Here is a 26,164-nt window from a genome sequence, read left to right as displayed (position 1 = left end):
AAGTGCGAGTCTGTAGTGGCTTGATACTGGAATTTTAAAAGTTAGTAAAATTTAAAAATAGATATTATGCATTGGTTTGAAGGACATTATGGCGGCATGCACATCATCTGGTGGGTGATTTGGGTGATTTTTATGATTTGGATTTTTGCCACGCCTTGGGATATCCCCGGACAAAAGACGAAAAAGGAAACTCCATTGGATCTTTTGAAAAAGAGATACGCTAAAGGAGAGATCAGCAAAGAAGAATATGAAGATATAAAAAAGACCTTGTTAAAATGAAGGAAATTAAAGCTTTCGTCAGGCCGAATCGATTACCTGATATTGTAAATCATTTGCGTGAAGAAGGAATTTGTTGCCTAACCGTCTTTGAAGGAGAGGGAACTGGGCACTACACGGATGAACGGAAGGATTTTCCGTCTTTGCGGCACCCATTTTCACATGCTAAAATAGCAAAACTGGAAGTTGTTTTACCTGATAAGGAAGTGAAGACAGCACTACAGATTATACATCAAAATGGAAAAACAGCCCACTCAGGGGACGGCATTATTTATATCACAGAGGTTAGTGATATGGTCAAAGTAAAAACTTTAAAACCCGACTTACATAACAAGGATTGATCCTACAGTGATATTTAAAGAAATTTTTTGGGTTTCTTTTAAGGGATCACCTTAAGCAAAGTAGTCGATAAAATTTGAATATATCTATGAAAAATATTTTAGTACCTACCGACTTTTCCTCAACTGCTAACCGGGCGGCTGATATAGCCATAGCTATAGCAGAAAAATCAGGTGCGGAAATTCATTTTTTGCATTTAAAGATAACGCCCGTGCCTTGGGTCAAACTAGATAAAGAGAAGGAAGTACGGTTTCCCGAAACCCTAAAAGAGATAGGGCATGCCAAAAACGAGCTTAATAAATTAGTAAAAAAAGCAGAAACAAAGGGCCTGAAGGCACAACAGTTTCTGGTATTTGATGTTGGAAGAGAAGAAATACTGAAGCATATTCCACATCATAACCATGATTTTGTAGTAATGGGTTCACATGGTGCATCGGGTGCAAAAGAAATGTTTATCGGATCCAATGCGCAAAAGGTCCTCAGAGATGCTACTGTACCCGTGTTGATCATCAAAGAAAAGTCTAAGTGGCCCGTTAAAAATGTGGTTTTTGCATCCAATTTTGAAGAAGATGTCAAAGAACCCTTCAAAACGGTGGTGAAGTTCGCTGATCTCAACGAATCCAATATGCATCTTCTTTATGTCAATGTCCCATTTTCATTTGAGGAGACGGACAGGAGCCTTGAGAAAATGCATGCTTTTCACGAAACCTGTCCTCGAGGAGGAACCTGCACCACCAACATCTACAATTCGCTAAATGAAGAACGCGGCATTCTGAAGTTTTCCGAATCTGTAAATGCTGACCTTATTGGATTAACTACACATGGGAGATCCGGCTTCTTTAACCTGATAGGAAAGAGCATTACCGAAAACCTGGCAAACCATGCCGATATACCTATACTAAGTATTAACCTTAAAAGATAACGATATGAAAAATACTTTGAAAACAGTGGTAACACTCACTTTATTGATTGCAGCATTATCTGCCTGCCAGCAACAGAAGGATGTAAGCACAATGTTAGAAAATGACGATACCCGAAATGAGATATTTAATACCATCATTTCAGATCATGAATTAGCTGAACAATTGATGACCAAAATGATGGAAGATGATCATACCCAAATGATGATGAAAGGCAATGAGCAGATGATGGGTATGATGATGTCAGACAATGACCAAATGATGGCTTTGATGAAAGATAAGCCTGATATGATGAACAAAATGATGAACATCGCTGAGGCGGATTCGTCCATGTGCACCCACATGATGACCATGATGAAAGATAAACCCAACATGATGGGACAGATGATGGAAATGATGCATAAAGAAGGCATGATGGATAAAGAAACAATGATGAAGAACAAAGAAAAGATTGGGGCAGAAAAACACACTGGCCATCACTAAAACACCAAAACTATGAAAAATCACATGCTATGGATGTTAATAGGATGTCTGGGGATATTCCTTTTACTATTCCTGCTACCCGTTTTTGGGTTCAACGGATCCAATTCACTTTTTATATTCATCATCATATTTTTCGTAGCTCACCTCTTTATGATGGGTAGGCATGGAGGACATGGAGGACATACTGGGCACAACAATAGAGAAGAAAAACAATCAAAAAACGAAAAGGATCATGCAACACATCAACATTAAGAAATTCGCATTATCATGGGGAGTAGCAGGTGTGGTATTCTACTTGGGCTGCATTATACTCATGTCCACCGTAGGCCGTGAAGGCACCATTCTGTTTTTTAACAGTTTGCTACACGGGCTAGACACAACTTCGCTGATCAGAATGGACGTCCCTTGGACAGAAGCATTGATCGGACTGGTGGAAATGTTTATACTCGGGTGGCTGTTTGGGGCTTTGATAGCTTCTGTTTACAACGCTTCCTTCAATAAAGGTTATCGAAATAAATAAATATAAAAGTGATAGATAGAGGTGGAAATTAAAAATGTGAGGAATGACTTCAGTATAATTTTAATTCATGCGCTCATAGGAGCAGCTTTGTTCTATTTTCTGGTTCACCCACTTACGATGGTACTTTATGGATTCGAATTTAGTCATCAACCCTTCTCATTTTCTTTAATTGGAGATGTACTAAAAGATCAACTCTGGCAATCATTTTCATTTCGCATGATGGGTATGAATACGACCCTTACTGTTTTCGGAACAATACTCGGTGGAGGATATGGTATGCTCTGGCGAAAAATTAGAGAAAAGAGGCTTTTGATTGATAAGCAGGAGCGACTTCTTCAGCGCGACATCAATAAAATCATAGAAATGGGAGAAAACGAGCGGGTGGAATTTAAGTCTTCCATTCGCTATGATTATAATAAGAAAACACCCAGCCGCGACTTGGAGCTTGTCATTGCAAAAACTATAGTAGGCTTCATGAATTCAAGGGGAGGAAAGCTTATCATAGGTGTGGATGACACAGGTGAAATATTAGGGTTAGAAAGTGATTTTAAAACCTTGCGACATAAAAATACAGATGGCTATGAGAGAAAGATTTTTGAGATCATAGCCAATAATATTGGTCAGCAATATTCATTTAAAAACCATGTGTCTTTTCATCAAATACAAGGAGAGAAAGTATGTGTTGTAGATATAGAAAACTCTCCTGAACCAGCTTATTTGTCGAAAGGAGAAAACACGGTGTTTTTTACCCGTAACGGAAATGCTACATGCCCCCTTACAGTAAAAGAAACAGTTGAATATCTGGAAATGAGAAAATAAAAAAATCAAGCAAAATGAAAAACAAAACCGAAGTAGTAATTGTGACAGGAAGCAGTGGAATGATAGGGTCGACCTTGATTCATAAGCTGGCTGAAAAATACCACGTAGTTGGATTTGACCAAGATGGCTATCCTTTTCCGCCTATAGAAGCTGAATGTGTATGTGTGGATCTTACGAGCGATGATCGAATGGATTTTGCTTTCAAAAGAGTTCGCTATGCCTATGGCAACAAAATAGCTGCGGTAGTGCACCTTGCCGCCTATTATGATTTTTTAGGGGAACCCTCCGATCTGTACGATAAAGTGACCGTCAAAGGCACAGAACGACTGTTAAAATTCCTACAGGATTTTGAAGTGGAGCAATTCATTTTCTCAAGTAGCATGCTGGTTTACAAACCTTCGTCTCCGGGGGTGCTCATTACAGAAGATTCACCATTGGAACCTAAATGGGATTATCCAAAATCGAAAGTAACGACCGAAAAAGTAATGCATGAAAAACGAGGCGAAATTCCTGTAGTGATGATGCGCATAGCAGGCGTATACAGCGAAGATGGTAGTTCAATACCTATCACCAATCAAGTTCAGCGTATTTACGAAAAACAAATTGCAGCACGACTCTATCCGGCCAATACAGCCCATGGCAGCACCTATGTACACAGAGATGATGTCATCGATGCAATAGCTTTGGCCGTAGACCAAAGGAAAGAACTCCCGTCAGAAACAATTATCAATATTGGAGATGAAGAAACTTTATCGTACAAGGAGTTGCAAGACATCATCAGTACAGAAATCCATGGTGAAAAAATGCCCATCATCGCTATTCCAAAGTGGTTTGCCAAAATGGGGGCATTTATGCAGAACTTATTTGGCAAAGCTTTTATTAAACCTTGGATGATCGATCTTGCTAATGATCATTTTGAAATGGACAGTTCCAGAGCTAAAATGATTCTGGGTTGGAAGCCTAAACACGGTTTACGAGAGACATTGCCCAAGATGATTGAAAACTTAAAGGCTAATCCCAAGAAATTTTATCAAGAGAATAACCTGAAAAAGTAGCTATAAATAGATTCCCAAACACTTAATTATGTCATAGTATGAAAAGCCACGACCACTCCTCAATGTCCCATCAGGATGATGGGGATAAATCTTCTAAAAAGATACAATACACTTGTTCTATGCACCCTGAGGTCGTTACTGATCAACCAGGCAAGTGCCCGAAATGCGGAATGACCTTAGTGAAAAAGGACGAAGCAAAAACCGAAATGTCAGGCCACAAAATGGAAGGTATGGGCTCAAGAGGCATCACACGTCCTATGATGCATACGGAAGAGCATGGCGGTCATGGACACATGGACATGGGCGGTATGAAAATGTCTACTGATGACCGCCTTACGATGCTCCAAGACCACCATAAGCAAACGCTCTGGGTTTACTGGACGATCGTATTGCTTGGTTTTTGGATGATTACTTCCCCTCTCACTTTTGATTATGGAAAGAATGTGGTCGAGCCTAGTGGCGGAAGAGATGTGTGGCTTTCCCTTAGTGATCGTATTGCCGCAATGCGCTGGAGCGATATTATCAGCGGAATATTGCTGGTGATTTTTGGATGGCGTTCCCTCAAGCCAAACCGCCCCTATAGCGTTTGGATCCTTTGTTTTATCGGGATATGGATCAGTATGGCTCCCTTTATTTTCTGGGCACCAACAGCCGTAGCTTATTATAACAGCACTATGGTTGGGGCCTTAATTATTGCCTTGTCGATTCTTATTCCTGGTATGCCCAACATGATCATGTTTATGAAAATGGGCGGTGACGTACCTACGGGTTGGAGCTATAACCCTTCAAGCTGGCCACAGCGCTCTATTATGATTGGCCTGGCATTTATCGGGTGGCTGGCATCCCGGTATTTGGGAGCTTTTCAGTTAGGGTATATAGACTATGCCTGGGATCCTTTTTTTGGTGACGGCACTATGACCGTTTTAGATTCCGATATGTCCCACTCCTTTCCAATATCGGATGCTGCATTAGGAACACTTGCATACACTTTGGAATTTCTGATGGGATATATGGGTGGAACCTCCCGTTGGCGTACCATGCCGTGGATGGTTACGCTTTTTGGGATTTTGGTAATCCCGCTTGGGTTTGTGAGCATTTTTTTAATCGTTTCACAGCCGCTTTCAGTAGGGGCTTGGTGTTCGGTATGCCTGTTTTCAGCTATTGTAATGCTTCCAATGATCCCATTACAAATTGATGAAGTGATTGCCATGTGGCAGCATATGGTGCAACGAAAACAAAAAGGGGATTCGTTATGGAAAGTATTTTGGAAAGGCGGTGATGCACTTTCTACTGAAAAGGATCAACGCTCCCCTGAAATGGCAGAATTTAATGACAGTCCTTGGAAGGTATTTAAATCTTCAATCTGGGGAATGAGCTTCCCCTGGATGTTGACGATATCAACAGTTTTAGGGATTTGGTTGATGGTCTCTCCCACGGTTTTCGGGGTTGGGATAGAAACTCCATTTGCCGATTTAAATCATTTGGGTGGGGCACTTGCAATTGTATTTGCGGTTGTGGCGATGGCCGAGGTGCTCAGAAGTTTTCGTTATTTTAACACATTGTTAGGTCTAGTACTGGCAGTGCTGCCTTGGTTCATGGGTAATAGTAATCTAGCAATGGTGATTAGCACCAGTGTGGCTGGACTTATTATAACAATGCTTTCTATTCCCAAAGGAAAAATCAAAGAAAAATACGGACTTTGGGATAAATATGTGGTTTGAAAAGGATTGGCTTAAATTCAATTTTGGCATAATTCGATTAGGACTATTTGAATACCTATTCTGGATGAAAGTCACAAAAATTATGCTTACTAAGTATAATTTTAATTGTTAGGTCAATGAATGGAGACTGCTATGATAGCAAAAATTAATGACACGCTAAATAACCTTTTCAATAATCAATCTGCTTCTGGCATTGCAGTGTTTTTGGCAGTCTTGATAGCTATGATATGGGCTAATTCACCCTTTCAAGATGTATATCAGAATTTTATTCATACTGAAATATCAATCGGGATTGATCAATTCTCTATTTCTGAGTCTTTATTGTTATGGGTAAATGATGGCTTAATGGCGATTTTCTTTCTACAGGTAGGCCTGGAGTTGAAAAGAGAAATCATCGGAGGTAAATTATCTTCGTTTAGGAAAGCTATTTTACCTATTGGGGCAGCTGTTGGGGGCATGCTCGTTCCAGCACTCATTTATCTCATTTTTAATTTAAATTCTCCAACAGAACATGGTTGGGGTATCCCAATGGCAACTGACATTGCATTTGCAATTGGAGTACTTTCTTTGTTGGGGAATCGTGTGCCGGCTGGGCTCAAAGTGTTTTTGGTAGCACTAGCCATAGTTGATGATCTTGGTGCCGTAATCGTCATAGCTGTTTTCTATACTGCTGGGATTTCTTATATGGATTTGCTTCACGGTATCTTGTTTGTAATGGTATTGATAATCGCTAATTCTGTTGGAGTTCGTAAAGCTTGGTTTTATGCTCTTGTTGGGATTGGAGGCGTATGGTTGGCATTTTTCTTCTCAGGAGTCCATCCTACCATTGCAGGTATTCTCACCGCTTTTACTATTCCTGGAAAGGTCAAAATCAAAGAAGTGGATTATCTGAAAAACCTCCAAAAACTTCATTTAAAATTTTTGGAATCCAAAGCTATCAAGGGCAATTTTATCTCAGAAGAACAACTTGGAATTTTGGAAGAGATTAAACAAAAATCAGATGATGCGGAAACTCCTTTGCAAAAGATAGAGCATCATCTGGCACCCGTAGTAGGATTTTTCATTCTTCCAATATTTGCCCTGGTCAATACCGGAATTCATATCCATGGGGATATAGTTGAAATTTTGAGCCACCCGGTAAGTCTGGGGATAACTTTTGGACTATTAGTAGGGAAATTCACTGGCATTTTAGGAGCCAGTTGGCTTTTAGTTAAGCTTAAGCTGGCAGAGCTGCAGCAGGGAATTTCCTGGACACATATTTCAGGAGTAGCTATGATAGCGGGGATAGGTTTTACCATGTCGTTGTTTGTCACGGAGTTGGCCTTCCAGAATGAGGAGTATACCTTCATTGCCAAGCTAACCATTTTATTTGCTTCGGTGCTTGCCGGAGTGATAGGTGTAAGTATTCTTCGACAATCCCGGAAAGTAGCTATTATCAAAAAACAAAAGGTAATTAACTGACGATACATGATGACTTATAAAATAACCAGAAGTAATTTTTTAAAACAACTTATTAAACAGATGCGCTCCGCACTCGTTTTGGTCGCAACTGTAGCACTTGTGTATGTCTATCTTATGCAGTTTGTAGATCATGCCCTAAGCTGGGTGCCTTATCTTGTTATTTTTCTGGCCTTTATCAAGACTGGGTACTTTACCTTTTTTACCTTCAGGCAGGTCAATAAGTCCATTAAACATTGTCATTCTTTTGGGCAACTTCTCTGGATTTTCGGACTGCTCGTCATGCTCATTATTTTCTCCTATGCGGCAGATTTCACTTGTTTGGTCGCTGCCAATCGATCTTCTTTTCTGGGGTTTAAACTATTTGAAAGCTTCAATTACTTCGAGTATTTATTCGAGACATTTTATTTCAGTGTGGTAACATTTGCTGCCATCGGTTATGGAGATGTTGTGCCAATAACTACCCCTGCCAAAATTTTAGTGATGATGGAGATCGGTCAAAGCTTTGTGCTGATCGTATTCGGACTGTCCAACATAAATAACATTCATACTACAATTAGAAATCAATAACATGATGAAAAAGAAAATAGCACTTATAGGATATGGCGTAATTGGCAAAAGAGTAGCCGATGCAATCGCGCGACAAGACGATATGGAATTAGCCGGGGTATGTGATGTGATCAGCGACTGGCGGATACAAACTGCAGTAAAGAAAGGGTACTCCGTATATGCAGCTACTGAAGATGCCCAAGATAGTATGCAAAAGGCCGGTATTTCCCTGGCTGGTAATATGGCAGACCTATTAGGGGTTGCTCACCTGGTGGTAGATTGTACACCAAAGAAGATAGCTGCACAAAATGTAGAAATTTATAAAGAGCGGGGAATAAAATTTATCCTGCAAGGTGGAGAAAAACATGAAACCACCGGCCATTCTTTTAGCGCAGAAAACAACTATGCATCTGCCCTGAACCGGGACAGTACCCGAGTAGTCTCTTGCAACACTACCTCCATTTTGCGTACACTTACCGCTCTTAAAAAAGCAGGGCTGCTGCAGAGTGCTCGTGGTACTCTGCTACGCAGGGCTACAGATCCCTGGGAAAGCCATTTAGGTGGCATCATGAATACGCTCGTTCCGGAGAAAGATATTCCCAGCCACCAAGGGCCGGACGCTCAGAGCGTGGACTCTGAACTGGATATAGTAACCATGGCTGTGAAAGTACCTCAAACCCTTAGCCACCTGCATTATTGGAATGTCCGCCTTACTCGGAAAGCTGATAAAAAAGAGGTGATAGAAGCATTTCAGACATCTACGCGAATCACCTTGATCAACTACAGCGATGGTCTGGTTTCCAATAATACGATCAAAGAAAAGTACCTGGATATGGGACGACCCTGGGGCGATATGTATGAAGTAGCCCTTTGGCAAGATATGCTTAAAGTCGAGGGAGATGAACTCTATTACGCATATGTGGTCGATAACCAGGCTATTGTTATACCTGAAACCATTGATGCTATAAGGGCATTGACGGGAATGGAAGAAAGTGCTGAGAAATCCATAAAAAAAACGAACAAAAGTCTGGGTATTAATAATGGAGGGCAATTATGAAAGGTAGAATGATAATAACGTTATTTCTCTTTGTAGTAATAACCTTGGTCACCAAAGCTCAAAAAAGTGAAATCACTTTGTCAGGAATAATTTCATGTGACAACAGTCTGAATGAGCCGCTGAGTGCCGTACATGTATTTAATAAAAATACCAAAAAAGGAACGTTGACAGACAAGAACGGTGAGTTCAGTATAAGCATGAAAAAGCAGGATACCATTATTTTTTCAACAGTTCAGCATGTTGAGAAAATATATACCATCGAAAAAGGAAAATCATTTGATAACAAGCACATTGAAATCACTTTAGAGGAGGATACTGTATGGTTAGAAGCCGTTACGGTAATGGGATTCAAAAGACTTGAAGATTTCAAACAGCAAATACTTCAAATGAAATTGCCTGATGATGATGTTTCTCTGGCTCTCCCAACTGTGGATAAATATGCCAAACAAAATTATACTGGAGATGGACAATATGAAATTAGAGGGCCTTTAACCTATTTACTTAATAAAATTCACACATACGGTAAAAGAACAAATGTGGCCGAAAGGCCTGATTAGAAAATGTTTGATACAGAAATAAAATCTCTTAAATCACTAAATACCTATCTTCAAAAACTGGTAGCAGATAAGCTCTGGTTAAAGGTACTCATTGCACTTTTTCTAGGAGTAGGTTTTGGTCTACTTTTAAGTCCACAAAATGGATGGGTTAGTAAAGCTACTGCAGATGTTTTAGGCAATTGGTTGGCCCTGCCCGGCATGCTATTTCTTAAGCTGGTGCAGATGATCATGATTCCATTGATTGTGGCATCTATCATTACGGGCATTGCCAGCAATGACAAAGACAACCTCAAAAAACTTGGAGGAGGAGTACTCTTATATTTTGTGGCAACAACCATTATTTCTGTTAGCATTGGAACTGTCTTGGCCACACTTTTCAAACCGGGTCGCTATTTGCACCAGCAGGCAGCAGCTGAACATGAAGAGGCCTTGGCAAAAGGAGCTCAAAGTGCAGAATTGTCATTTGGGATAAACGATGTGCCAACTATCATCACCGATCTGCTCCCCGAAAACCCTCTGGCTTCCATGGTCAGCGGAGAAATGTTGAGTATTGTCATTTTCACCATTATCATTGGGGTGGCAGTGCTGTCACTACCCTCAGACTTGTTAAGACCTGTGAGGTTGTTGCTGAGTGCAATACAGGAAATTTGTATGACAGTAGTCAAGTGGGCCATGCTTTTAGTGCCTGTGGCTGTTTTTGGGCTTATGGCTCAACTCACTTCCAGTGTAGGCTTAAGTTCTCTTGCCGGACTGAGTTATTATGTGGCCGTTGTACTAGCCGGATTACTTATTCTTGTGGGTATCTATTTGTTAATAGTGAGCTTGCTCGGCAAAAGGAATCCACTAAAATTTCTAGGAAAAATCAGGGATGCACAATTGTTGGCTTTTTCTACGACCAGTTCAGCAGCCGTTATGCCACTCTCATTGCAAACAGCAGAAGAAAAACTGAAAGTTGATCCCGCAATCAGCAACTTTATTATCCCTATAGGCGCAACGGTCAACATGGATGGTACAGCACTTTACCAAACCATAACCACCTTATTTATCGCCCAGGCGTATGGGCTGGAGATGAGTTTGTTGAACATTATTGTGGTAATAGTAACCATTGTTGCAGCTTCAATAGGCACGCCAGCCATTCCTGGAGGTGGGGTTGTAATCCTGGCTTCTGTACTGGGCAGTGCGGGTATTCCTGCAGAGGGAATCATCATCATTATTGGGGTGGAGCGCTTGTTGGGCATGTTCCGAACGGCAGTAAATGTAACGGGAGACCTGACAGCTTGTGTGGTTTTTAATCAATGGTATGGTAGCATTACCAAAAACAAGATGACTCCTAAAACCTCAATAGCTGATAATGAAGATGGATAAGATGATAGAGAAACATATCAACCATATTAAAGATATTCGAGGCTACTTTCTTACTGATAGGAAACTCATCAATTTCATCAGGTTCCGCCCTGGCAATCAGGATATTGATGTGATCAAAGAAAAGGTGATGGCAGTGGCCAACCTTGATAGAGCTGATTATTTCATAAAGTGCGGTTTCCAAAATCATATCAAAAAATTGCAAATTGATAGTCCTTTAGGTCAAGGTGAGCTATTAATTGCAGTTAGAGTGGCTCAAAACGGGAACGACACTATCGATTATGAAAACATAGAATTTGCCTCAAGATATTGTGCAGTTCATCACCCTACTTACTTTCCACTATGGAACAGTCATTCTTTGAAAATTGCTGAAGCTTTTTCTCAAAGTTGTTTTTCTCCCGATGATTATTTAGAGTATGGTGCCGTAGTTAAAGAGATGAAATCAAAGCACAACTTGGCTCCTTTGAATTACTTTGATATAAGTAAATTTTTCTGGATTTATCAGGACGATCTTATCAGATACTATAGGTGAAACTAATAAATCAAGACTTATTTGAGGCTTGATTTTAGGTGTTCAACTAGTGATCAGAGACTGACTTTGAATAGCATAATTTCGTACATCGAAAGTGAGATATCATAAATACCTCCGAGTGTAAAATTCTAACTTTAACATTCGATTGTTAAAGTAGATTGAATGCCAGAAAAGACCGTTTTAATAACCAAGGCTTCCGGGGAAAGAGCTCCATTTTCATCAATCAAACTCAGGCAATCCCTTGAAAAGGCAGGAGCCGGTTCTGACGTTATTGATCAAGTTGTGAGTGGGATCGAAGCGCAGCTTGTTGACGGTATGTCAACGAAGAAAATCTATAGTCAGGCATTCTCCATGCTACGAAAGCACTCAAAGCCGGTTGCAGGCAGATATAAAATCAAGCAGGCGATTCTGGAGCTGGGACCCTCAGGCTATCCCTTTGAAAAATTTGTAGGCGAAATTTTGAAACGTCAAGGATACCGTACCAAGGTTGCGGTAATCATTCAAGGGCATTGTGTCTCTCACGAAATAGATGTAGAGGCTGAGAAAGACAACCAGCACTTTATGGTGGAATGTAAATTCCATAATCGTCAGGGTTATAAGTGCGATGTTAAAATCCCACTCTATATCAAATCCCGGTTTGAGGATGTGAAAAAGGAATGGGAAAAGCGCAAAGATAACGAGTCAAAATTTCACGAAGGCTGGGTGGTGACCAATACCCGGTTTACCGAAGATGCCATCCAATATGGTAAATGTTCAGGTTTGAAATTGATAGGCTGGGATTATCCGCAGCAAGGGAGCATTCGTGACCGCATAAATTTGTCTGGACTGCACCCTGTTACATGCCTTACCAGCCTTACAAAAGCTGAGAAGCAAAAGCTAATTGATAAGATGATCGTGCTTTGTAAGGAGCTATGCGACAAACCCGAAGTACTTGAAGAAATGGGAATTTCTCATACACGAGTCAAAAGAATCATAAAAGAAGGAGAAGAAATCTGCTCAAGTAGTACGTCACACAACTAATGTATTGTATTGAACAAATGAATGAAAAAATGACCATAAAATTTTTAGGAGCCGCAGGTACGGTTACAGGTTCCAAATATTTACTCGAATCCGGAAATAAAAAACTGATGGTGGATTGCGGTGTATTTCAGGGATTGAAAGAATTACGTTTACTCAATTGGAAACAACCTGAATATGATCCAACAACCATTGATGCAGTGGTGCTTACGCACGGCCATCTCGATCATACAGGCTATCTGGCTCGTTTGGTAAAGCTCGGTTTCAAGGGGAAAATATACGGAAGTGCACCTACCCTAAAAATTGCTGAAATTATTCTAAAGGACAGTGCTAAAATTCAGGAAGAAGAAGCTGCCCGAGCTAACAAGGAGGGCTATAGTAAGCACAGCCCCGCAGAGGCATTCTATGACTTAAAGGACGTGGAAAATACAATTCCTCTATTCCATCCTGTTGCTGAAGGGAAATGGCATGTGATCGAAAACGACTTTAAAGTTAGGTGGCAATACAATGGCCATATCATCGGATCAACTTTTATTGAAGTAGAGACCAACGATAGCCGTCTGGTGTTTTCAGGTGATATTGGCAGAAAAAAAGATTTACTTTTGTATACGCCAAAAAAGCCTGAAAAAGCGGATGTCCTGCTTATTGAATCCACCTATGGAGGAAGGATTCATCCTGAAGAAGAAAGTATTATCCCAGAACTGGAACGTATAGTCAACGAAACGGTAGAGCGTGGAGGAAGCTTGTTCATTCCCAGTTTTGCCGTAGAGCGCACTCAGCTCATGATGCTAATGCTTTGGAGGCTTTTGAAAGAGAAAAAGATTCCGAAAATACCCATGATCATGGATAGTCCTATGGGTGCTAATGTACTCCATCTATTTCATGCTTCCAGGGACTGGCACAAGCTAAAGCCGGAAGAATGTGATGAAATGTGTTCTCATTTTCAGGTAGTGAGCAACTATCGGGAAACCCTGGCACTGCGGGAAGACAATAAATCCAAGATCGTCATTGCCGGTAGCGGTATGATGACGGGCGGACGAATACTCAACTACATGGAAACAAGATCAGGCAATAGTAACGACACCTTACTTTTTGTAGGTTATCAGGCAGAAGGAACAAGAGGAAGAAAACTACTTGAAGGTGCAACAGAAATTAAAGTTTATGGCAAATGGCTGCCATTCAACATGCAGATGGAACACATTGAAGGACTGAGTGCCCATACTGATCAAAACGATTTGATTGATTGGCTCTCTGAAATTAAAAAACAACCCGAAAAGGTGTTTATTATTCATGGGGAAGCAGAGCAAGCCAGTGCCCTTCAGCAGCACATCAAAGAAGTATACCAATGGGACAGTGAGATCCCTCAACTTAATCAAAAGGTAGAATTGTGATGGAAGCAAAGGATACCCGACATAACGTATTAAAACTAGTAAGACTAGGCATAGATGCCCGCAATGAATATATGGTATTTATGCGTAAGGACTGCCCGGTTTGTATATCGGAAGGGTTTGAGGCTTTAAATCGTATAAAAGTTACAAAAGGAGAAAAAACCATTGTAGCATCTCTTATCGTTTGGGATGATGAGTCACAATTAAGTCACGATCAATTGGGCCTTTCTGATGCCGCCATTGAAGCCCTGGATACTAAAGAAGGTGATCTACTTAAGCTGAGCCATTTAGATGCCCTGGATTCCATGAGTGATGTCCGTAAGAAAATTTATGGTCACCGCTTGAACCAGGAAGAGTTTGACAGGATAATCGGAGATATTGTCAATCGGAATCTATCCAATATCCAACTATCCGCCTTTCTGGCTTCCAGCACCGGGAACTCATTAAATCAGGACGAAGTGATTGCCCTGACCCGTTCCATGATTAACGTGGGTTTTAAACTGGACTGGGGCAAGGATAAAGTTTATGATAAACACTGCATAGGTGGCTTGCCCGGTAACAGAACGACTCCTTTGATAGTGTCTATTGTTGCCGCAGCAGGGTTGACCATTCCTAAAACTTCTTCCCGTGCCATTACTTCACCAGCCGGTACAGCAGACACCATGGAGGTAGTCACCAATGTAAATCTCACAACCTGGCAAATGAAAAAAGCAGTAGAGCAGGAAGGTGGTTGCCTGGCCTGGGGCGGATCTGTACAGCTAAGTCCGGCAGATGATATACTCATCCGTGTAGAAAAAGCTTTGGATATTGATAGCGAAGGGCAGATGATCGCTTCCGTACTTTCTAAAAAGGCGGCAGCAGGTTCTACTGATGTGGTGATTGATATTCCCGTTGGCTCTACGGCTAAAGTGCGTTCGCAGGAGGCTGCTGAGCATCTGTCAGAAAAGATGGTTGCCGTAGGCAAAGCCATTGGGCTGAATATTGATATTGTATTAACCGATGGGTCACAACCTGTGGGGCGGGGTATTGGTCCTGCACTGGAGGCAAGGGATGTTTTGTCTGTCTTGCGAAACGAGGAAAATGCTCCGAATGACCTGCGTGAAAGAGCGGTAAAACTGGCAGGCAGATTACTTGAAATGGGAGGAAAAGCAGCCGAAGGATCAGGTGCTCTTGAAGCCTTGAGAATTTTGAAAAGTGGAGACGGCTACAAAAAATTCACCGCTATCTGCGAGGCACAAGGTTTTTTCAGGGAACCTGAGTTAGCGCCCCATAAGCATAAGATTAGATCCGCAGTAAGTGGAGTAGTTTCAGAAATTGATAATCGTAGACTGGCCAAAGTAGCCAAGCTGGCCGGTGCTCCTGGTGCAATGACAGCAGGTATTTTGCTGCTTGCGCCATTGGGTACTCATGTGGAAGAGAACGATACTCTGTTTGAAATCCATGCTGAGTCACAAGGAGAGCTTGAATACGCCCTTTCTTACCTGGATACACAAAAACAAATTATTAAAATCAAAGAGACTTAAAAATATGGAAATGATAGTTTTTGCCTTACCGGGCAACGAAGACCTTACTAAAAAAATAGCCGGACACCTCAAGGCTGAAAAGGGAGAGGTAACCATCCGGCAGTTTCCCGATGGGGAAAGCTATGTGCAGATTCACTCTGAGGTTAAAGATAAATGCGTGGTAATGGTATGCACATTACACGAGCCAGATGCCAAATTGCTGCCTCTCTACTTTTTAAGTAAGACCGCCAAAGAACTCGGTGCTGTCTGTACTTGCCTGGTAGCACCTTATCTTGCCTACATGCGTCAGGATAAACAGTTTAATCCGGGAGAAGGTATTACATCAACTTATTTTGCCCAACTGATATCAGGCTTTGCTGAAACATTGACCACCGTTGATCCTCACCTGCACCGCAGAAGTTCGTTAAGTGAAATTTACACCGTACCTAATAAACTGATCCATGCGGCATCACACATTTCAAAATGGGTGAGCAATAATATTGAAAAGCCGATATTTATCGGTCCGGATAGTGAAAGTGAGCAATGGGTTTCCCAGGTAGCAGAAGAAGCAGGAGCGCCTTTTACCGTGTTAGAGAAAGTGAGGCACGGTGACCGGGATGTGGAAGTGTCCGTCCCCGATGTAGCAAAATACAAAGACTACACCCCGGTACTGGTGGATGATATAATTTCCACCGCCAGAACGATGATAGAGACAGTCGGCCATTTAAAAAAAGCCGGAATGCACCCACCGGTTTGTGTTGGGGTACATGCCGTATTTGCTGGCTCAGCCTATGCGGATCTAAAAAATGCAGGGGTACAACAGGTCGTAACGTGCAACACCATCCGGCATGAAAGTAATCAGATTGACCTTTCAGATGTTCTGGCAAAAGAGATTAGCCAACTGATGAAGCATCATGCGTAGTGCGCTACTCACCATCATAGCATGTCTGCAAATTGTTCCTGCAATTTTGTATGGTCAGGAGAAAGAAATGTTCATTGAGCAAATAGCGCAAAAAAGAATAGTACGTGAAAACTTTGATCAAAATGGAGATCTGCAGAGCAAGCAGATATTTTTAACGGGAGAGTTAGAGCAGGAGGGCAAAACTTATCGGATAAAGGTAATAATAGAGCTTTATGACGAAAGCGGCCGACTTACGGAAAAGTACACGACCACATATCAGTGCAATCCCAATGAGTTTGATGTGCTGTTGAATGTATTTCCGTTTGCCGATCCTCGTGATGCAAAGATAACAGTGGATGTCACTTCGAAAGATTTTAAACAGTTGTATGATTTGCAACGTAGTCCTGAATTGAGGGATATCCATTTGAAGATGAGCATAGAGTCAGGAATATTAAGTTTTTTCGGTTCTAAGAGCCTAATTACAATAAAAGATAGAGATAAGAGGACAGAAAATGGTAATTTGGTTATCAGGAGTAAAGCAGTGATAGAAGCGTACATGATGGGATTGAAAATTAAAACCATCAACTATTCAGTTGAAGAATATCTGACTGAAAATTTTGTATTGCAACGTCAGAAATTCATACAGGACGATGGAACTTATTTTACGATGGAATATGACGATAGCTATTAGTGTCTAAATAGTTGAACGAAAAGTATGGAAAATTACAAAAAGAATAGCTTAAGTCTAACTGGAGCTGTGGCTCTAGGTACTGGAGTGATGATAGGTGCAGGTATTTTTGCCTTACTTGGTCAGGTGGCGGATCTTTCAGGAGATTTGTTTCCCCTGGCTTTTTTGGTAGGTGCCATTATCTCTGGCTTTAGTGCTTATACCTACATAAAATTATCCAATACTTATCCATCAGCCGGGGGCATTGCCATGTACCTGAAAAAAGCGTATGGGCCAGGTACTATCACTGCCGCAGGATCTCTTTTAATGGCTTTTTCAATGGTGATTGGTGAAAGCTTAGTGGCACGCACATTTGGATCCTATACCTTACAGCTTTTTGATGTACAAGAAAATAGTATTTGGATACCTATTTTGGGGGTTTTATTATTAGTAGTTGCTTTTTTAGTAAATATTTCTGGCAATAAGGTGATTGGACGGTCTTCCCTGATGATGGCAGTTATCAAAATAGGAGGCTTAGCCATCTTCGCTATTGGAGGCCTGTGGGCAGCAGGTTTTTCATTTAGTGAAGCCCTACCTTCCTCCATTTCTGGTGATTATACGTTAACAAGTTACATAGGAGCTTTGGCGTTCACCATTCTGGCTTTTAAGGGCTTTACTACTATCACAAACAGTGGTGGTGAAATCGTGAACCCTAATAAAAACGTGGGGCGTGCCATTATGATTTCACTCTTTATTTGCACTCTGGTGTATTTACTTGTGGCTTTGGCAGTTTCAGCTAATTTGTCAATCCCAGAGATTATTGCTGCAAAAGATTTTTCACTAGCAGAAGCTTCTAAACCTGCATTTGGAAAGTATGGTTTGTGGTTTACCGTAGGTATCGCCATAGTAGCTACTATTTCAGGGGTGATTGCCAGTATATTTGCCGTTTCAAGGATGACCGCTATGCTTACGGAAATAAATCTAATCCCACATAAACATTTTGGAATGCCCGGTGGGTTGCAAAAGCACCTGTTAGTTTATACTGTAATAATTGCCATTTTGCTCACGGCATTTTTCGACCTGTCTCGTATTGCTTCCCTTGGAGCTATTTTTTACTTAACCATGGATATAATACTCCAGTGGGGCGTTTTAAAAAATCTTAGAAAAGAAGTAAATGTCAACGTAGCAATTGTCATGATCGCCATTCTACTTGATCTGATTGTTTTGAGTGCATTTCTCTGGATAAAGGCCTCCAGTGATCCTTTGGTAATAGTGGTTTCCATCGTACTAATGTTTTTAGTATTTGTTGGAGAAAGGTGGTTTTTACAATGGGAAACAAATGAGAAGGACTAAAAATTTAAAAATCATGACCAAAGCAAATAGCAATACATCTTACGACACACTGAGCGAAGCTACTAACGCCTTGAGAAAAGAAGGTTATACAGAAGACTTCAATCTAAAGCCTGAATGTTTGGAATGCCTCACTTCCAAACTACAATTACATCCGGAAGATTTTGAAGTGGATGCTTTTTATCGGTTCGAAGGCATGAGTAACCCTGATGACAATAGCATTGTGTTTGCCATAAGCGGTAAGAATGGTATGAAGGGTGTATTGGTTGATGCTTATGGGTTATACAGTAGTAGCCTAAATGAAGCAATGGTTCAAAGACTTAAAATGACCGATAGATGATTGAGCTAGATCACATATCCACCCTTCCACCTGAGCATGCTGATAAAGCGGAAACTAAAAAAACACTGAAAAAACTTCAAAAAGAGCTTTTTCAGTTGCAGAATAAATTCTACGCTGATGGCAGGTACAGCATGCTTATCGTCTTACAAGGTCTTGATACTTCAGGTAAAGACGGTACAATCCGTCATGCCTTTAGCGGTATGAACCCGCAAGGAGTGCAGGTTAAATCTTTTAAGAAACCTACCGCAGATGAAGTCAAGCATGATTTCTTATGGCGTGTATATCCCCACTTTCCAGAAAAAGGAATGATCAAGGTCTTTAATCGCTCATACTATGAAGACATTTTGGTGCCTACCGTCAATAAAAGCCTGTCAGTTGAAGTATTGGAGCACCGTATCAATTTGATCAACGAACTGGAACATCACCTGCTGGCCAATAATACATTGATATTAAAATTTTACCTGCATATATCTGCTGATGAGCAGATAGAGCGTATTGAAGAACGTAAAACGAAACCACACAAACGCTGGAAGTACGCGAAGGAAGATGAACTGATACCCAAACAATGGGATGATTTTAGGAAAGTATACCATACAGTACTTAATGCCTGTGATCACTTGCCCTGGCATATCATCCCTGCAGACAAGCGCTGGTTTCGTAATTATACAGCTGCCAAAATTTTAGCCGAACAGCTTGAAAAACTTAATTTAGAGTACCCCGACAAATAAAATATAGACGTTATGGAAAATCATAAAGAGCATAATCACAAACACCATAAGCACGAAGAAAGTAAAAAGCATGAAAATCATTCCGGACATGAAGGTCATGACCATGTTGGTCATTCTGACCACAATCCCGGACATGGTGATATGGGACACGATCATCACAAAATGATGATAGAAGATTTCAAAAAGCGGTTTTGGATATCCCTGGTACTTACCATTCCAATACTTACTTTTTCTCCGATGATCCAGAGATTTTTAGGTTACGATTGGCTGTTGCCGGGCAATTCTTATATTCTGTTCGGACTCTCTACCATAGTTTATTTTTACGGAGGCTGGCCTTTTCTAAAAGGATTGAAGGATGAGTTGAAAGAAGGTGCCCCGGGCATGATGACTTTAATATCCATGGCCATTAGTGTTGCGTATTTTTATAGTTCTGCAACAGTTTTCGGCCTTGAAGGGGAGGATTTTTTCTGGGAGCTCGCCACTTTAATTGATATCATGCTTGTCGGCCACTGGCTGGAGATGAAATCCGTGCTTGGCGCTTCAAAAGCCTTGCAACTACTCGTGAGTATGATGCCTTCAGAAGCACATAGAGTGAAAGGTGATAGTATTGAAGAGGTAAAATTAGAAGACCTGCAAAAAGATGATATAATCCTGATCAAACCGGGAGAAAAAGTGCCTGCCGATGGAATTATTGTAGAAGGCGAAAGCTACCTGAACGAGTCCATGCTGACGGGCGAATCCAAACCTGTTAAAAAAGGATTGGAAAACAAAGTGATTGGTGGCTCACTCAATGGAAACGGTTCACTGAAAGTAAAAGTAGAACATACAGGCAAAGACAGCTACCTCAATAAAGTGATCACACTGGTCCAGGAAGCACAAAAGTCCAAGTCCAAAATGCAGAACCTTTCAGATCGTGCTGCTAAGTGGCTTACCTATATTGCCTTGGCAATAGGATTCGGAACATTGGCCACTTGGTTGTTCTTAGGATTTCCTTTTGTATATGCCTTGGAGAGGATGGTTACCGTAATGGTTATTGCCTGTCCTCATGCGCTCGGTTTGGCCATCCCATTGGTGGTTGCCATATCCACAGCAGTTTCTGCACAAAATGGTTTGCTGATCAGGAACAGAACAGCTTTTGAAGAATCCCGAAAGATTTCCACTTTACTCTTTGATAAAACAGGGACATTGACCAAAGGTGATTTTGGAGTCACACGAGTTGAATCAGTTGATAAGCAATACTCTTCGGATGAAGTCTTACGACTGGCGAGTGCGTTAGAACAAAGTTCCGAACATCCTATTGCGGTCGGTATTGTGAAAAAGGTAAAAGAAGGTAAAACGGCCATTCCTCAACCAGAAAATTTCAATGCCATCACTGGCAAAGGTGTGGAAGCAAAAGTGGAAGGAAAAAACATAAAAGTGGTTAGTCCAGGATACTTACGAGATGAAAAAATAACTATTCCTGAAGATGCTTACAGTGATGCCGCAGAAACGGTAGTATTCGTTTTAATCGATGGATCATTGGCAGGCTATATTGCACTGGCAGACGAAATAAGGGCAGAATCTGCTGAAGCCATCGAAGTATTTAAGAAGAACAACATTAAAGTGTTAATGGCAACAGGCGATAATGAAAAGACAGCCAAAGCAGTAAGTGATAAATTAGGATTGGATGGCTACTATTCTGAAGTGCTTCCTCATCAGAAAGTGGAAATCGTAAAAGAACTCCAAGGCAAAGGTGAGTTTGTGGCCATGACTGGTGACGGGGTTAATGATGCCCCAGCCTTGGCACAAGCCAACGTAGGTATTGCAGTAGGGTCAGGGACAGATGTAGCAGCCGAAACGGCAGATATTATTCTGGTCAATAGCAACCCACAGGATATTGCCAATCTGATTTTATTTGGCAAAGCCACTTACAGTAAGATGATACAAAACCTGATATGGGCTACTGGCTACAATGTAATTGCGATTCCACTCGCGGCAGGGGTCCTTTATTCCTCTGGTTTTGTATTAGGACCTGCGGTTGGGGCAGTATTTATGAGTTTGAGTACCATTATAGTGGCTATCAATGCGCAGCTGTTGAAGAAGAAAATAGGTAATAGATAATGGGTAATCGTGAAATGCTTGGCGGGATAATTATAGTCCTATTAAGTATTTTTGTAGTAATGAGTGGGTATGGCGTACTGCTGCCCGTTTTGCCCTACTATACGGAACGACTTGCTCTAAAGTCCGGAGTGGTATCTGACGAAAATATCAACTATCACATAGGCATCCTTACCAGTATTTACCCATTTTTTCAACTGCTATTTGCTGTAGTTTGGGGTAAGCTATCCGACCGTTTCGGTCGGAAAGTGCTCATCGTTATGGGTCTGGCTGGCTTTGCCTTGATGCAGATTATGACGGGGCTGGCAAATTCTTTGACCATCCTATATGTAGCAAGAATCCTTGGAGGAATATTCTCATCTGCTGTTATACCCGCGAGTAATGCTTACCTAAGTGACCTTACAAATAGTAAACAACGAAGAAAAATACTAGCCTGGTCAGGAGTGGCTGTCAGCGCGGGTGTCATTGCCGGGCCAATGATTGGTGGGTACCTGGCACAAACCAACCTTCATTTCAATACAGCAATAGGCCACTTCCTCTTGAACAGGTTCAGTGTACCTTTTTTGGCCATCGCTTTGTTAGGAATAGTCGCTTTGGTAGTCGTTATGCTGTGGCTCAAAAAACCAAAGAAACAGCACACAAATAAGCAGCAAGGGAAACTCAAAACAACAGGGATGTTGGCTAATACTGTCTTCTTAAAGCTCTTGTTACTATCATTAGTAATACAATTAGCTGTTACGCTATTTGAAACTGTTTTTTCCGTGTACGCCAAAGATATACTCATCTTTGATGCCACACAGGTAGGTCTTGGGTTTATGCTTTGTGGCTTGATAATGGCCATTTTGCAACCTTTATTTGCCAGTTTTGATGAAAATATACTACCCATGAAATTGCAACTGATTATCGGTTTTTTATTGGCTGCCTTATCGATGGGGTTGTTCACATTGATTAAAGCTGACTACTATGTATTCTCAATGATCATAATTTTTGCAACAGGCGGTGCAATGGTAACACCAAACCTCATAGCCTCGATCTCGTTCATTGATGAAAATAATACAGGGACTTATTTATCCACCCAAACCTCTACCAATAGCATCGGTCAGGTGCTGGGGCCATTGTTGGGTATGTGGATTTATTCTTTTGGTAACTCATGGCCATTTTTGATTATCGGGATAACCCTGCTGTTGGTGACTATTTTGATTATGCCGGGACTAAAACTCAATAAATCTTAGCTTACCATTAAATACAACAGAGATGAAAGAAATAACGGAATACTTAGGAGATCAGGCAGAATATCTGCTGCAACATACTTGTAAAACCATTGACAAAACAAGGCTTACCATACCCGGACCGGATTATCTGGATCAGGTTTTTCTGAATACAAACAGAAATCCGCAGGTGCTTAATTCACTATCAAGATTGTATAATAGTGGTAACCTGGCAGGCACGGGCTACTTGTCAATTCTTCCGGTAGATCAGGGCATTGAACATTCCGCTGGGAGTGCTTTTGGCCCCAATCCGGACTACTTTGATCCTGAGAATATTGTACAGCTTGGTTTGGAAGCAGGTTGTAACGGGGTAGCCTCTACCTTTGGTGTATTAGGGCTTACCGCCCGAAAGTATGCGCATAAAATTCCTTATATCGTAAAAATCAACCATAATGAGCTGCTAACCTATCCCAACAAGCATGACCAGATCTTATTTGGAACAGTAAAGGATGCCTGGAACATGGGAGCTTGCGCCATTGGGGCTACCGTATACTTTGGGTCGGCAGAGTCAAACCGGCAGATCCGTGAAATTTCAGAAGCCTTTGCTTATGCCCATGAATTAGGGATGGCCACTATCTTGTGGTGTTATACCCGAAATGAAGCCTTCAAAACCAAGGACAAGGATTACCATACAGCCGCTGACCTCACAGGCCAGGCCAACCATCTGGGAGTGACCATTCAGGCAGATATTATCAAACAAAAGCTGCCTGAAACAAATGGTGGTTTCAAGGCTTTGGATTTTGGTAAGACTTCTAAAGAAATGTATGAGAAGTATACTTCTGATCATCCCATTGATCTCTGCAGGTACCAGGTAGCCAACTGCTACATGGGCAAGATAGGCCTGATCAACTCGGGAGGGGCATCATCCGGTGATTCGGACTATGCTGAAGCCGTAAAAACAGCTGTAATTAATAAACGAGCCGGGGGAATGGGCCTTATCTCGGGTAGAAAAGCATTCCAAAGACCCAGAAAGGAAGGTATTGAACTGCTTAATTTGATCCAGCAGGTTTACCTTGATAAAGAAATTACTATTGCTTAACTATTTATAACTAAACCAGTAACTATGATGAAAAAATTATTTACCACCACTATTTTGGCTTTATCAGGATTAATGTTTTCCTGCAATGATTCAGTCAAACCCCAAAATACAGCCAACGAAGTGCTGGACTTATTTGTCAGTTCAGTAAATGATAAAAATTTAGAGCCGTTGAATGCAGTTTTCTCTCCAAAAGCAAAAATATACGAACAGGGATCGGTTGATGATTCCTGGGAGCACTATAGAGACGGTCATTTGGGAAAAGAAATTGAAGAAATGGCAAACATGACCTTCGATATCGAAATAGCTGAATCCTTGGTTAACAAAGAAATGGCGCTATTGCGAGGCAATTATTTGATTAAGGGCGAAATGCAAGGCCAACAGATCAATTCTGCCGGATTGGTGACCCTTTCCATGCAAGTAGAAGGTGATATGTGGAAGATCGTTCACTTACAGTTTTCCAGAGGCTGTAAGAAGGTCGCAACTGATCATGCTGCACATGGTGCTGTAAATGATGATAAGCCTAAACCCAAGAGTCCAAAGACGGCAGCTATGGGAAATGCAGGAAATACACATATACATATTGATTATTCTTCCCCAAGTGTGCGAGGGAGAACAATCTGGGGAGGTCTGGTAGAATACGATAAAGTGTGGGCCACGGGCGCGCACAGAGCAACAGCCATCAACTTTTCTGAAGATGTAGAGATCAATAGTACCAAAGTTCCTGCCGGTAAATATGGTTTTTTCACTATTCCGGGTGAAAAGGAATGGACGTTGATCATCAATAAAAACTGGGATCAGCACATGAGTGATGACTATGATCCATCCCTTGATGTAGTAAGAATAAAAGTGAACCCTGAGAAACTATCAGAAAACCAGGAAGCGCTTACCTATGCGGTGAATGAAACGGGCAATTCAACAGCAGAAGTAACTATCGTATGGGAAAAGCTGAAGGTTTCTTTTGAGGTGAAATCACTGTAAAATCAGAATAGCAGGAATGGTATTGCATTAAAGCCATTCCTGAACTTTAAACATGGAGGAGTCTAAGACAATTAAAGCTAAAAGTTTATTAACATGGATGGCGCTGATAGCTTTCGTTCTGAACTTTATCTGGGAAAACCTTCATGCCGGTTTATATAATGAGTACAATCTCTTTATGAAAAGCATCTACTTCCTCGGATGCACGATTGGAGATGTTGTACTCACATTCATCATATACGGCCTTGTTGCTGTTGTCCTCAAAGACAAGTACTGGATTAGAAATTTTAATTTTAAAATATTGCTAATCGTCCTCATAATGGCCAGCTTAGTCTCGTTAACAGCAGAGTGGGTGGCTGTAGAACTAGACTTTTGGAGCTACAATGAAAGAATGCCTGTTGTACCTTTCTTAGATATAGGACTGTCACCATTCCTGGCTATTATAGTCAATCCAATACTGAGTTTTATATGCGCTCGTAAAATTGTTTTTTCGTAGTATTTTCATTGAATAAAAATAGTGAACCATCAAACCGTATAAGCCAATAATTTCGTACATCAAACACCGAATTTTATAAATCATAACGCACTAAAAAGTGTTTATTTAAATGATGATAAATGCCATATCTAAATGACAGACAGTAAAATTCTACATATTAAAAATATGGTTTGCCCGCGCTGTATAACAGCGGTTAAGCAACTCATGGAAGAATTAGAGATACCCTTTCAAAATGTGGAACTGGGTAAGATTGAACTCAAAAAAGGATTAGGGGATGAAGAAAAAAGCAGGTTAAATGAAGGGCTGGAAACAGTGGGTTTTTCGCTTATAGATGATCGCAAAAGCAGACTGATAGAGCAGATGAAAAATTTGATTGTTCAAAAGATTCATCATTCACAGGAGGTTTTAGATGTGAAGTGGGCTGATTTGATCGCTGACCAACTCAACTATGACTATAAATATCTCGGCATGCTTTTTTCATCCGTAGAAAGCATTACCCTTGAGCAATATATCATCCGCCAGAAAATTGAGCGCATCAAAGAATTGCTGATCTATGATGAACTTACACTGAGCCAAATAGCCTTTCAGTTAGGATACAGCAGTTCGGCACATTTAAGTAGTCAATTTAAAAAAGTCACTGGTATGACACCTTCTCAGTTTAAAAGTACTATTGATAGAAAAAGAAACACATTGGATAACATATAAACATATAATTATTCAATATTGAAATCCCGTGTGCTCGGCATAC

Annotated in this window: 29 protein-coding genes; all 29 read left to right on the top strand. The window is 41.0% G+C overall.

Annotation, left to right across the window (positions count from 1 at the left end):
* Positions 1 to 66 precede the first annotated feature (66 nt).
* Positions 67 to 279 (top strand): SHOCT domain-containing protein, encoded by a 213-nt coding sequence (locus B9Y84_RS06525; protein WP_085516287.1) that lies wholly within the window; start codon positions 67 to 69, stop codon positions 277 to 279.
* Positions 276 to 617, top strand: a complete 342-nt coding sequence (locus tag B9Y84_RS06520; protein WP_085516286.1) for a P-II family nitrogen regulator — start codon at positions 276 to 278, stop codon at positions 615 to 617. The genes B9Y84_RS06525 and B9Y84_RS06520 overlap by 4 nt, the downstream gene beginning before the upstream one ends.
* A gap of 74 nt (positions 618 to 691) precedes the next feature.
* Positions 692 to 1,537, top strand: a complete 846-nt coding sequence (locus B9Y84_RS06515) for a universal stress protein (protein ID WP_245830830.1) — start codon at positions 692 to 694, stop codon at positions 1,535 to 1,537.
* Positions 1,538 to 1,541: 4 nt separating this feature from the next.
* Positions 1,542 to 2,018, top strand: a complete 477-nt coding sequence (locus B9Y84_RS06510; RefSeq protein ID WP_085516284.1) for a hypothetical protein — start codon at positions 1,542 to 1,544, stop codon at positions 2,016 to 2,018.
* 12 nt (positions 2,019 to 2,030) lie between these two features.
* Positions 2,031 to 2,270 (top strand): hypothetical protein, encoded by a 240-nt coding sequence (locus tag B9Y84_RS06505; RefSeq protein ID WP_085516283.1) that lies wholly within the window; start codon positions 2,031 to 2,033, stop codon positions 2,268 to 2,270.
* Positions 2,251 to 2,538, top strand: a complete 288-nt coding sequence (locus B9Y84_RS06500) for a DUF5676 family membrane protein (protein ID WP_085516282.1) — start codon at positions 2,251 to 2,253, stop codon at positions 2,536 to 2,538. Before B9Y84_RS06505 ends, B9Y84_RS06500 begins: the two co-directional genes overlap by 20 nt.
* A 21-nt stretch (positions 2,539 to 2,559) precedes the next feature.
* Complete coding sequence (locus tag B9Y84_RS06495) at positions 2,560 to 3,357, top strand: AlbA family DNA-binding domain-containing protein (protein ID WP_139827962.1); 798 nt, start codon at positions 2,560 to 2,562, stop codon at positions 3,355 to 3,357.
* Positions 3,358 to 3,371: 14 nt separating this feature from the next.
* Positions 3,372 to 4,412, top strand: coding sequence for an NAD-dependent epimerase/dehydratase family protein (locus B9Y84_RS06490; RefSeq protein WP_085516280.1), 1,041 nt, complete (start codon positions 3,372 to 3,374; stop codon positions 4,410 to 4,412).
* 38 nt (positions 4,413 to 4,450) lie between these two features.
* Positions 4,451 to 6,133: a vitamin K epoxide reductase family protein gene (locus B9Y84_RS06485; RefSeq protein ID WP_085516279.1), complete on the top strand. Its 1,683-nt coding sequence runs from the start codon at positions 4,451 to 4,453 to the stop codon at positions 6,131 to 6,133.
* 132 nt (positions 6,134 to 6,265) lie between these two features.
* Positions 6,266 to 7,594 carry a Na+/H+ antiporter NhaA gene (gene nhaA, locus B9Y84_RS06480; protein ID WP_085516496.1) on the top strand — a complete coding sequence of 443 codons (1,329 nt, stop codon included), beginning with the start codon at positions 6,266 to 6,268 and terminating at the stop codon, positions 7,592 to 7,594.
* Between the two features lie 60 nt (positions 7,595 to 7,654).
* Positions 7,655 to 8,161, top strand: a complete 507-nt coding sequence (locus B9Y84_RS06475; protein WP_245830829.1) for an ion channel — start codon at positions 7,655 to 7,657, stop codon at positions 8,159 to 8,161.
* A 1-nt stretch (position 8,162) separates the two neighbouring features.
* Entirely contained in the window at positions 8,163 to 9,197 is a 1,035-nt protein-coding gene (locus tag B9Y84_RS06470; RefSeq protein ID WP_085516278.1) for a type II glyceraldehyde-3-phosphate dehydrogenase, read from the top strand.
* Positions 9,194 to 9,754, top strand: a complete 561-nt coding sequence (locus tag B9Y84_RS06465) for a carboxypeptidase-like regulatory domain-containing protein (protein WP_085516277.1) — start codon at positions 9,194 to 9,196, stop codon at positions 9,752 to 9,754. The genes B9Y84_RS06470 and B9Y84_RS06465 overlap by 4 nt, the downstream gene beginning before the upstream one ends.
* Before the next feature lie 3 nt (positions 9,755 to 9,757).
* Positions 9,758 to 11,119 (top strand): dicarboxylate/amino acid:cation symporter, encoded by a 1,362-nt coding sequence (locus B9Y84_RS06460; protein ID WP_085516276.1) that lies wholly within the window; start codon positions 9,758 to 9,760, stop codon positions 11,117 to 11,119.
* Positions 11,106 to 11,648 carry a hypothetical protein gene (locus B9Y84_RS06455; protein WP_085516275.1) on the top strand — a complete coding sequence of 181 codons (543 nt, stop codon included), beginning with the start codon at positions 11,106 to 11,108 and terminating at the stop codon, positions 11,646 to 11,648. The genes B9Y84_RS06460 and B9Y84_RS06455 overlap by 14 nt, the downstream gene beginning before the upstream one ends.
* A 162-nt stretch (positions 11,649 to 11,810) precedes the next feature.
* Positions 11,811 to 12,668 carry a restriction endonuclease gene (locus B9Y84_RS06450; protein ID WP_085516274.1) on the top strand — a complete coding sequence of 286 codons (858 nt, stop codon included), beginning with the start codon at positions 11,811 to 11,813 and terminating at the stop codon, positions 12,666 to 12,668.
* A gap of 17 nt (positions 12,669 to 12,685) precedes the next feature.
* Entirely contained in the window at positions 12,686 to 14,056 is a 1,371-nt protein-coding gene (locus B9Y84_RS06445; protein ID WP_085516273.1) for an MBL fold metallo-hydrolase RNA specificity domain-containing protein, read from the top strand.
* On the top strand, positions 14,056 to 15,576 hold the full coding sequence (locus tag B9Y84_RS06440; protein WP_085516272.1) for a thymidine phosphorylase family protein: 1,521 nt from the start codon (positions 14,056 to 14,058) through the stop codon (positions 15,574 to 15,576). Before B9Y84_RS06445 ends, B9Y84_RS06440 begins: the two co-directional genes overlap by 1 nt.
* Positions 15,577 to 15,580: 4 nt before the next feature.
* Positions 15,581 to 16,477 carry a ribose-phosphate pyrophosphokinase gene (locus B9Y84_RS06435; protein WP_085516495.1) on the top strand — a complete coding sequence of 299 codons (897 nt, stop codon included), beginning with the start codon at positions 15,581 to 15,583 and terminating at the stop codon, positions 16,475 to 16,477.
* The gene (locus B9Y84_RS06430) at positions 16,470 to 17,147 is read left to right on the top strand and encodes a hypothetical protein (RefSeq protein ID WP_085516271.1); all 678 of its coding nucleotides are present in this window, start codon (positions 16,470 to 16,472) and stop codon (positions 17,145 to 17,147) included. Before B9Y84_RS06435 ends, B9Y84_RS06430 begins: the two co-directional genes overlap by 8 nt.
* A gap of 24 nt (positions 17,148 to 17,171) precedes the next feature.
* Positions 17,172 to 18,476 (top strand): APC family permease, encoded by a 1,305-nt coding sequence (locus tag B9Y84_RS06425; RefSeq protein WP_013454195.1) that lies wholly within the window; start codon positions 17,172 to 17,174, stop codon positions 18,474 to 18,476.
* On the top strand, positions 18,463 to 18,813 hold the full coding sequence (locus tag B9Y84_RS06420; protein ID WP_013454194.1) for a hypothetical protein: 351 nt from the start codon (positions 18,463 to 18,465) through the stop codon (positions 18,811 to 18,813). The genes B9Y84_RS06425 and B9Y84_RS06420 overlap by 14 nt, the downstream gene beginning before the upstream one ends.
* Complete coding sequence (locus B9Y84_RS06415; protein WP_013454193.1) at positions 18,810 to 19,541, top strand: PPK2 family polyphosphate kinase; 732 nt, start codon at positions 18,810 to 18,812, stop codon at positions 19,539 to 19,541. Before B9Y84_RS06420 ends, B9Y84_RS06415 begins: the two co-directional genes overlap by 4 nt.
* A 12-nt stretch (positions 19,542 to 19,553) precedes the next feature.
* Positions 19,554 to 21,641, top strand: coding sequence for a copper-translocating P-type ATPase (locus B9Y84_RS06410; RefSeq protein ID WP_085516270.1), 2,088 nt, complete (start codon positions 19,554 to 19,556; stop codon positions 21,639 to 21,641).
* Positions 21,641 to 22,870: an MFS transporter gene (locus tag B9Y84_RS06405; protein WP_085516269.1), complete on the top strand. Its 1,230-nt coding sequence runs from the start codon at positions 21,641 to 21,643 to the stop codon at positions 22,868 to 22,870. The genes B9Y84_RS06410 and B9Y84_RS06405 overlap by 1 nt, the downstream gene beginning before the upstream one ends.
* 22 nt (positions 22,871 to 22,892) lie before the next feature.
* On the top strand, positions 22,893 to 23,945 hold the full coding sequence (locus B9Y84_RS06400) for a class I fructose-bisphosphate aldolase (protein ID WP_085516268.1): 1,053 nt from the start codon (positions 22,893 to 22,895) through the stop codon (positions 23,943 to 23,945).
* 24 nt (positions 23,946 to 23,969) lie between these two features.
* On the top strand, positions 23,970 to 24,923 hold the full coding sequence (locus B9Y84_RS20825) for a DUF2911 domain-containing protein (RefSeq protein WP_085516267.1): 954 nt from the start codon (positions 23,970 to 23,972) through the stop codon (positions 24,921 to 24,923).
* Between the two features lie 52 nt (positions 24,924 to 24,975).
* Entirely contained in the window at positions 24,976 to 25,416 is a 441-nt protein-coding gene (locus B9Y84_RS06390) for a hypothetical protein (RefSeq protein WP_041649725.1), read from the top strand.
* A 132-nt stretch (positions 25,417 to 25,548) separates the two neighbouring features.
* Positions 25,549 to 26,121, top strand: coding sequence for a helix-turn-helix domain-containing protein (locus B9Y84_RS06385; protein ID WP_013454187.1), 573 nt, complete (start codon positions 25,549 to 25,551; stop codon positions 26,119 to 26,121).
* Positions 26,122 to 26,164: the final 43 nt, after the last annotated feature.

This window comes from Marivirga sericea (assembly GCF_900177665.1).
Lineage (GTDB): Bacteria > Bacteroidota > Bacteroidia > Cytophagales > Cyclobacteriaceae > Marivirga > Marivirga sericea.
The sequence above is the reverse complement of the archived record's forward strand: the minus strand, read 5'-3'. Positions and strand labels throughout refer to the sequence as shown.

Bases quoted from the DNA above. Each gene is read 5' to 3' on its own strand.
- B9Y84_RS06525 (WP_085516287.1), top strand. From the start codon at position 67: ATGCATTGGTTTGAAGGACATTATGGCGGCATGCACATCATCTGGTGG.
- B9Y84_RS06520 (WP_085516286.1), top strand. From the start codon at position 276: ATGAAGGAAATTAAAGCTTTCGTCAGGCCGAATCGATTACCTGATATT.
- B9Y84_RS06510 (WP_085516284.1), top strand. From the start codon at position 1,542: ATGAAAAATACTTTGAAAACAGTGGTAACACTCACTTTATTGATTGCA.
- B9Y84_RS06505 (WP_085516283.1), top strand. From the start codon at position 2,031: ATGAAAAATCACATGCTATGGATGTTAATAGGATGTCTGGGGATATTC.
- B9Y84_RS06500 (WP_085516282.1), top strand. From the start codon at position 2,251: ATGCAACACATCAACATTAAGAAATTCGCATTATCATGGGGAGTAGCA.
- B9Y84_RS06490 (WP_085516280.1), top strand. From the start codon at position 3,372: ATGAAAAACAAAACCGAAGTAGTAATTGTGACAGGAAGCAGTGGAATG.
- B9Y84_RS06485 (WP_085516279.1), top strand. From the start codon at position 4,451: ATGAAAAGCCACGACCACTCCTCAATGTCCCATCAGGATGATGGGGAT.
- nhaA (WP_085516496.1), top strand. From the start codon at position 6,266: ATGATAGCAAAAATTAATGACACGCTAAATAACCTTTTCAATAATCAA.
- B9Y84_RS06475 (WP_245830829.1), top strand. From the start codon at position 7,655: ATGCGCTCCGCACTCGTTTTGGTCGCAACTGTAGCACTTGTGTATGTC.
- B9Y84_RS06470 (WP_085516278.1), top strand. From the start codon at position 8,163: ATGATGAAAAAGAAAATAGCACTTATAGGATATGGCGTAATTGGCAAA.
- B9Y84_RS06465 (WP_085516277.1), top strand. From the start codon at position 9,194: ATGAAAGGTAGAATGATAATAACGTTATTTCTCTTTGTAGTAATAACC.
- B9Y84_RS06460 (WP_085516276.1), top strand. From the start codon at position 9,758: ATGTTTGATACAGAAATAAAATCTCTTAAATCACTAAATACCTATCTT.
- B9Y84_RS06455 (WP_085516275.1), top strand. From the start codon at position 11,106: ATGAAGATGGATAAGATGATAGAGAAACATATCAACCATATTAAAGAT.
- B9Y84_RS06450 (WP_085516274.1), top strand. From the start codon at position 11,811: ATGCCAGAAAAGACCGTTTTAATAACCAAGGCTTCCGGGGAAAGAGCT.
- B9Y84_RS06445 (WP_085516273.1), top strand. From the start codon at position 12,686: ATGAATGAAAAAATGACCATAAAATTTTTAGGAGCCGCAGGTACGGTT.
- B9Y84_RS06440 (WP_085516272.1), top strand. From the start codon at position 14,056: ATGGAAGCAAAGGATACCCGACATAACGTATTAAAACTAGTAAGACTA.
- B9Y84_RS06435 (WP_085516495.1), top strand. From the start codon at position 15,581: ATGGAAATGATAGTTTTTGCCTTACCGGGCAACGAAGACCTTACTAAA.
- B9Y84_RS06430 (WP_085516271.1), top strand. From the start codon at position 16,470: ATGCGTAGTGCGCTACTCACCATCATAGCATGTCTGCAAATTGTTCCT.
- B9Y84_RS06425 (WP_013454195.1), top strand. From the start codon at position 17,172: ATGGAAAATTACAAAAAGAATAGCTTAAGTCTAACTGGAGCTGTGGCT.
- B9Y84_RS06420 (WP_013454194.1), top strand. From the start codon at position 18,463: ATGAGAAGGACTAAAAATTTAAAAATCATGACCAAAGCAAATAGCAAT.
- B9Y84_RS06415 (WP_013454193.1), top strand. From the start codon at position 18,810: ATGATTGAGCTAGATCACATATCCACCCTTCCACCTGAGCATGCTGAT.
- B9Y84_RS06410 (WP_085516270.1), top strand. From the start codon at position 19,554: ATGGAAAATCATAAAGAGCATAATCACAAACACCATAAGCACGAAGAA.
- B9Y84_RS06405 (WP_085516269.1), top strand. From the start codon at position 21,641: ATGGGTAATCGTGAAATGCTTGGCGGGATAATTATAGTCCTATTAAGT.
- B9Y84_RS06400 (WP_085516268.1), top strand. From the start codon at position 22,893: ATGAAAGAAATAACGGAATACTTAGGAGATCAGGCAGAATATCTGCTG.
- B9Y84_RS20825 (WP_085516267.1), top strand. From the start codon at position 23,970: ATGATGAAAAAATTATTTACCACCACTATTTTGGCTTTATCAGGATTA.
- B9Y84_RS06390 (WP_041649725.1), top strand. From the start codon at position 24,976: ATGGAGGAGTCTAAGACAATTAAAGCTAAAAGTTTATTAACATGGATG.
- B9Y84_RS06385 (WP_013454187.1), top strand. From the start codon at position 25,549: ATGACAGACAGTAAAATTCTACATATTAAAAATATGGTTTGCCCGCGC.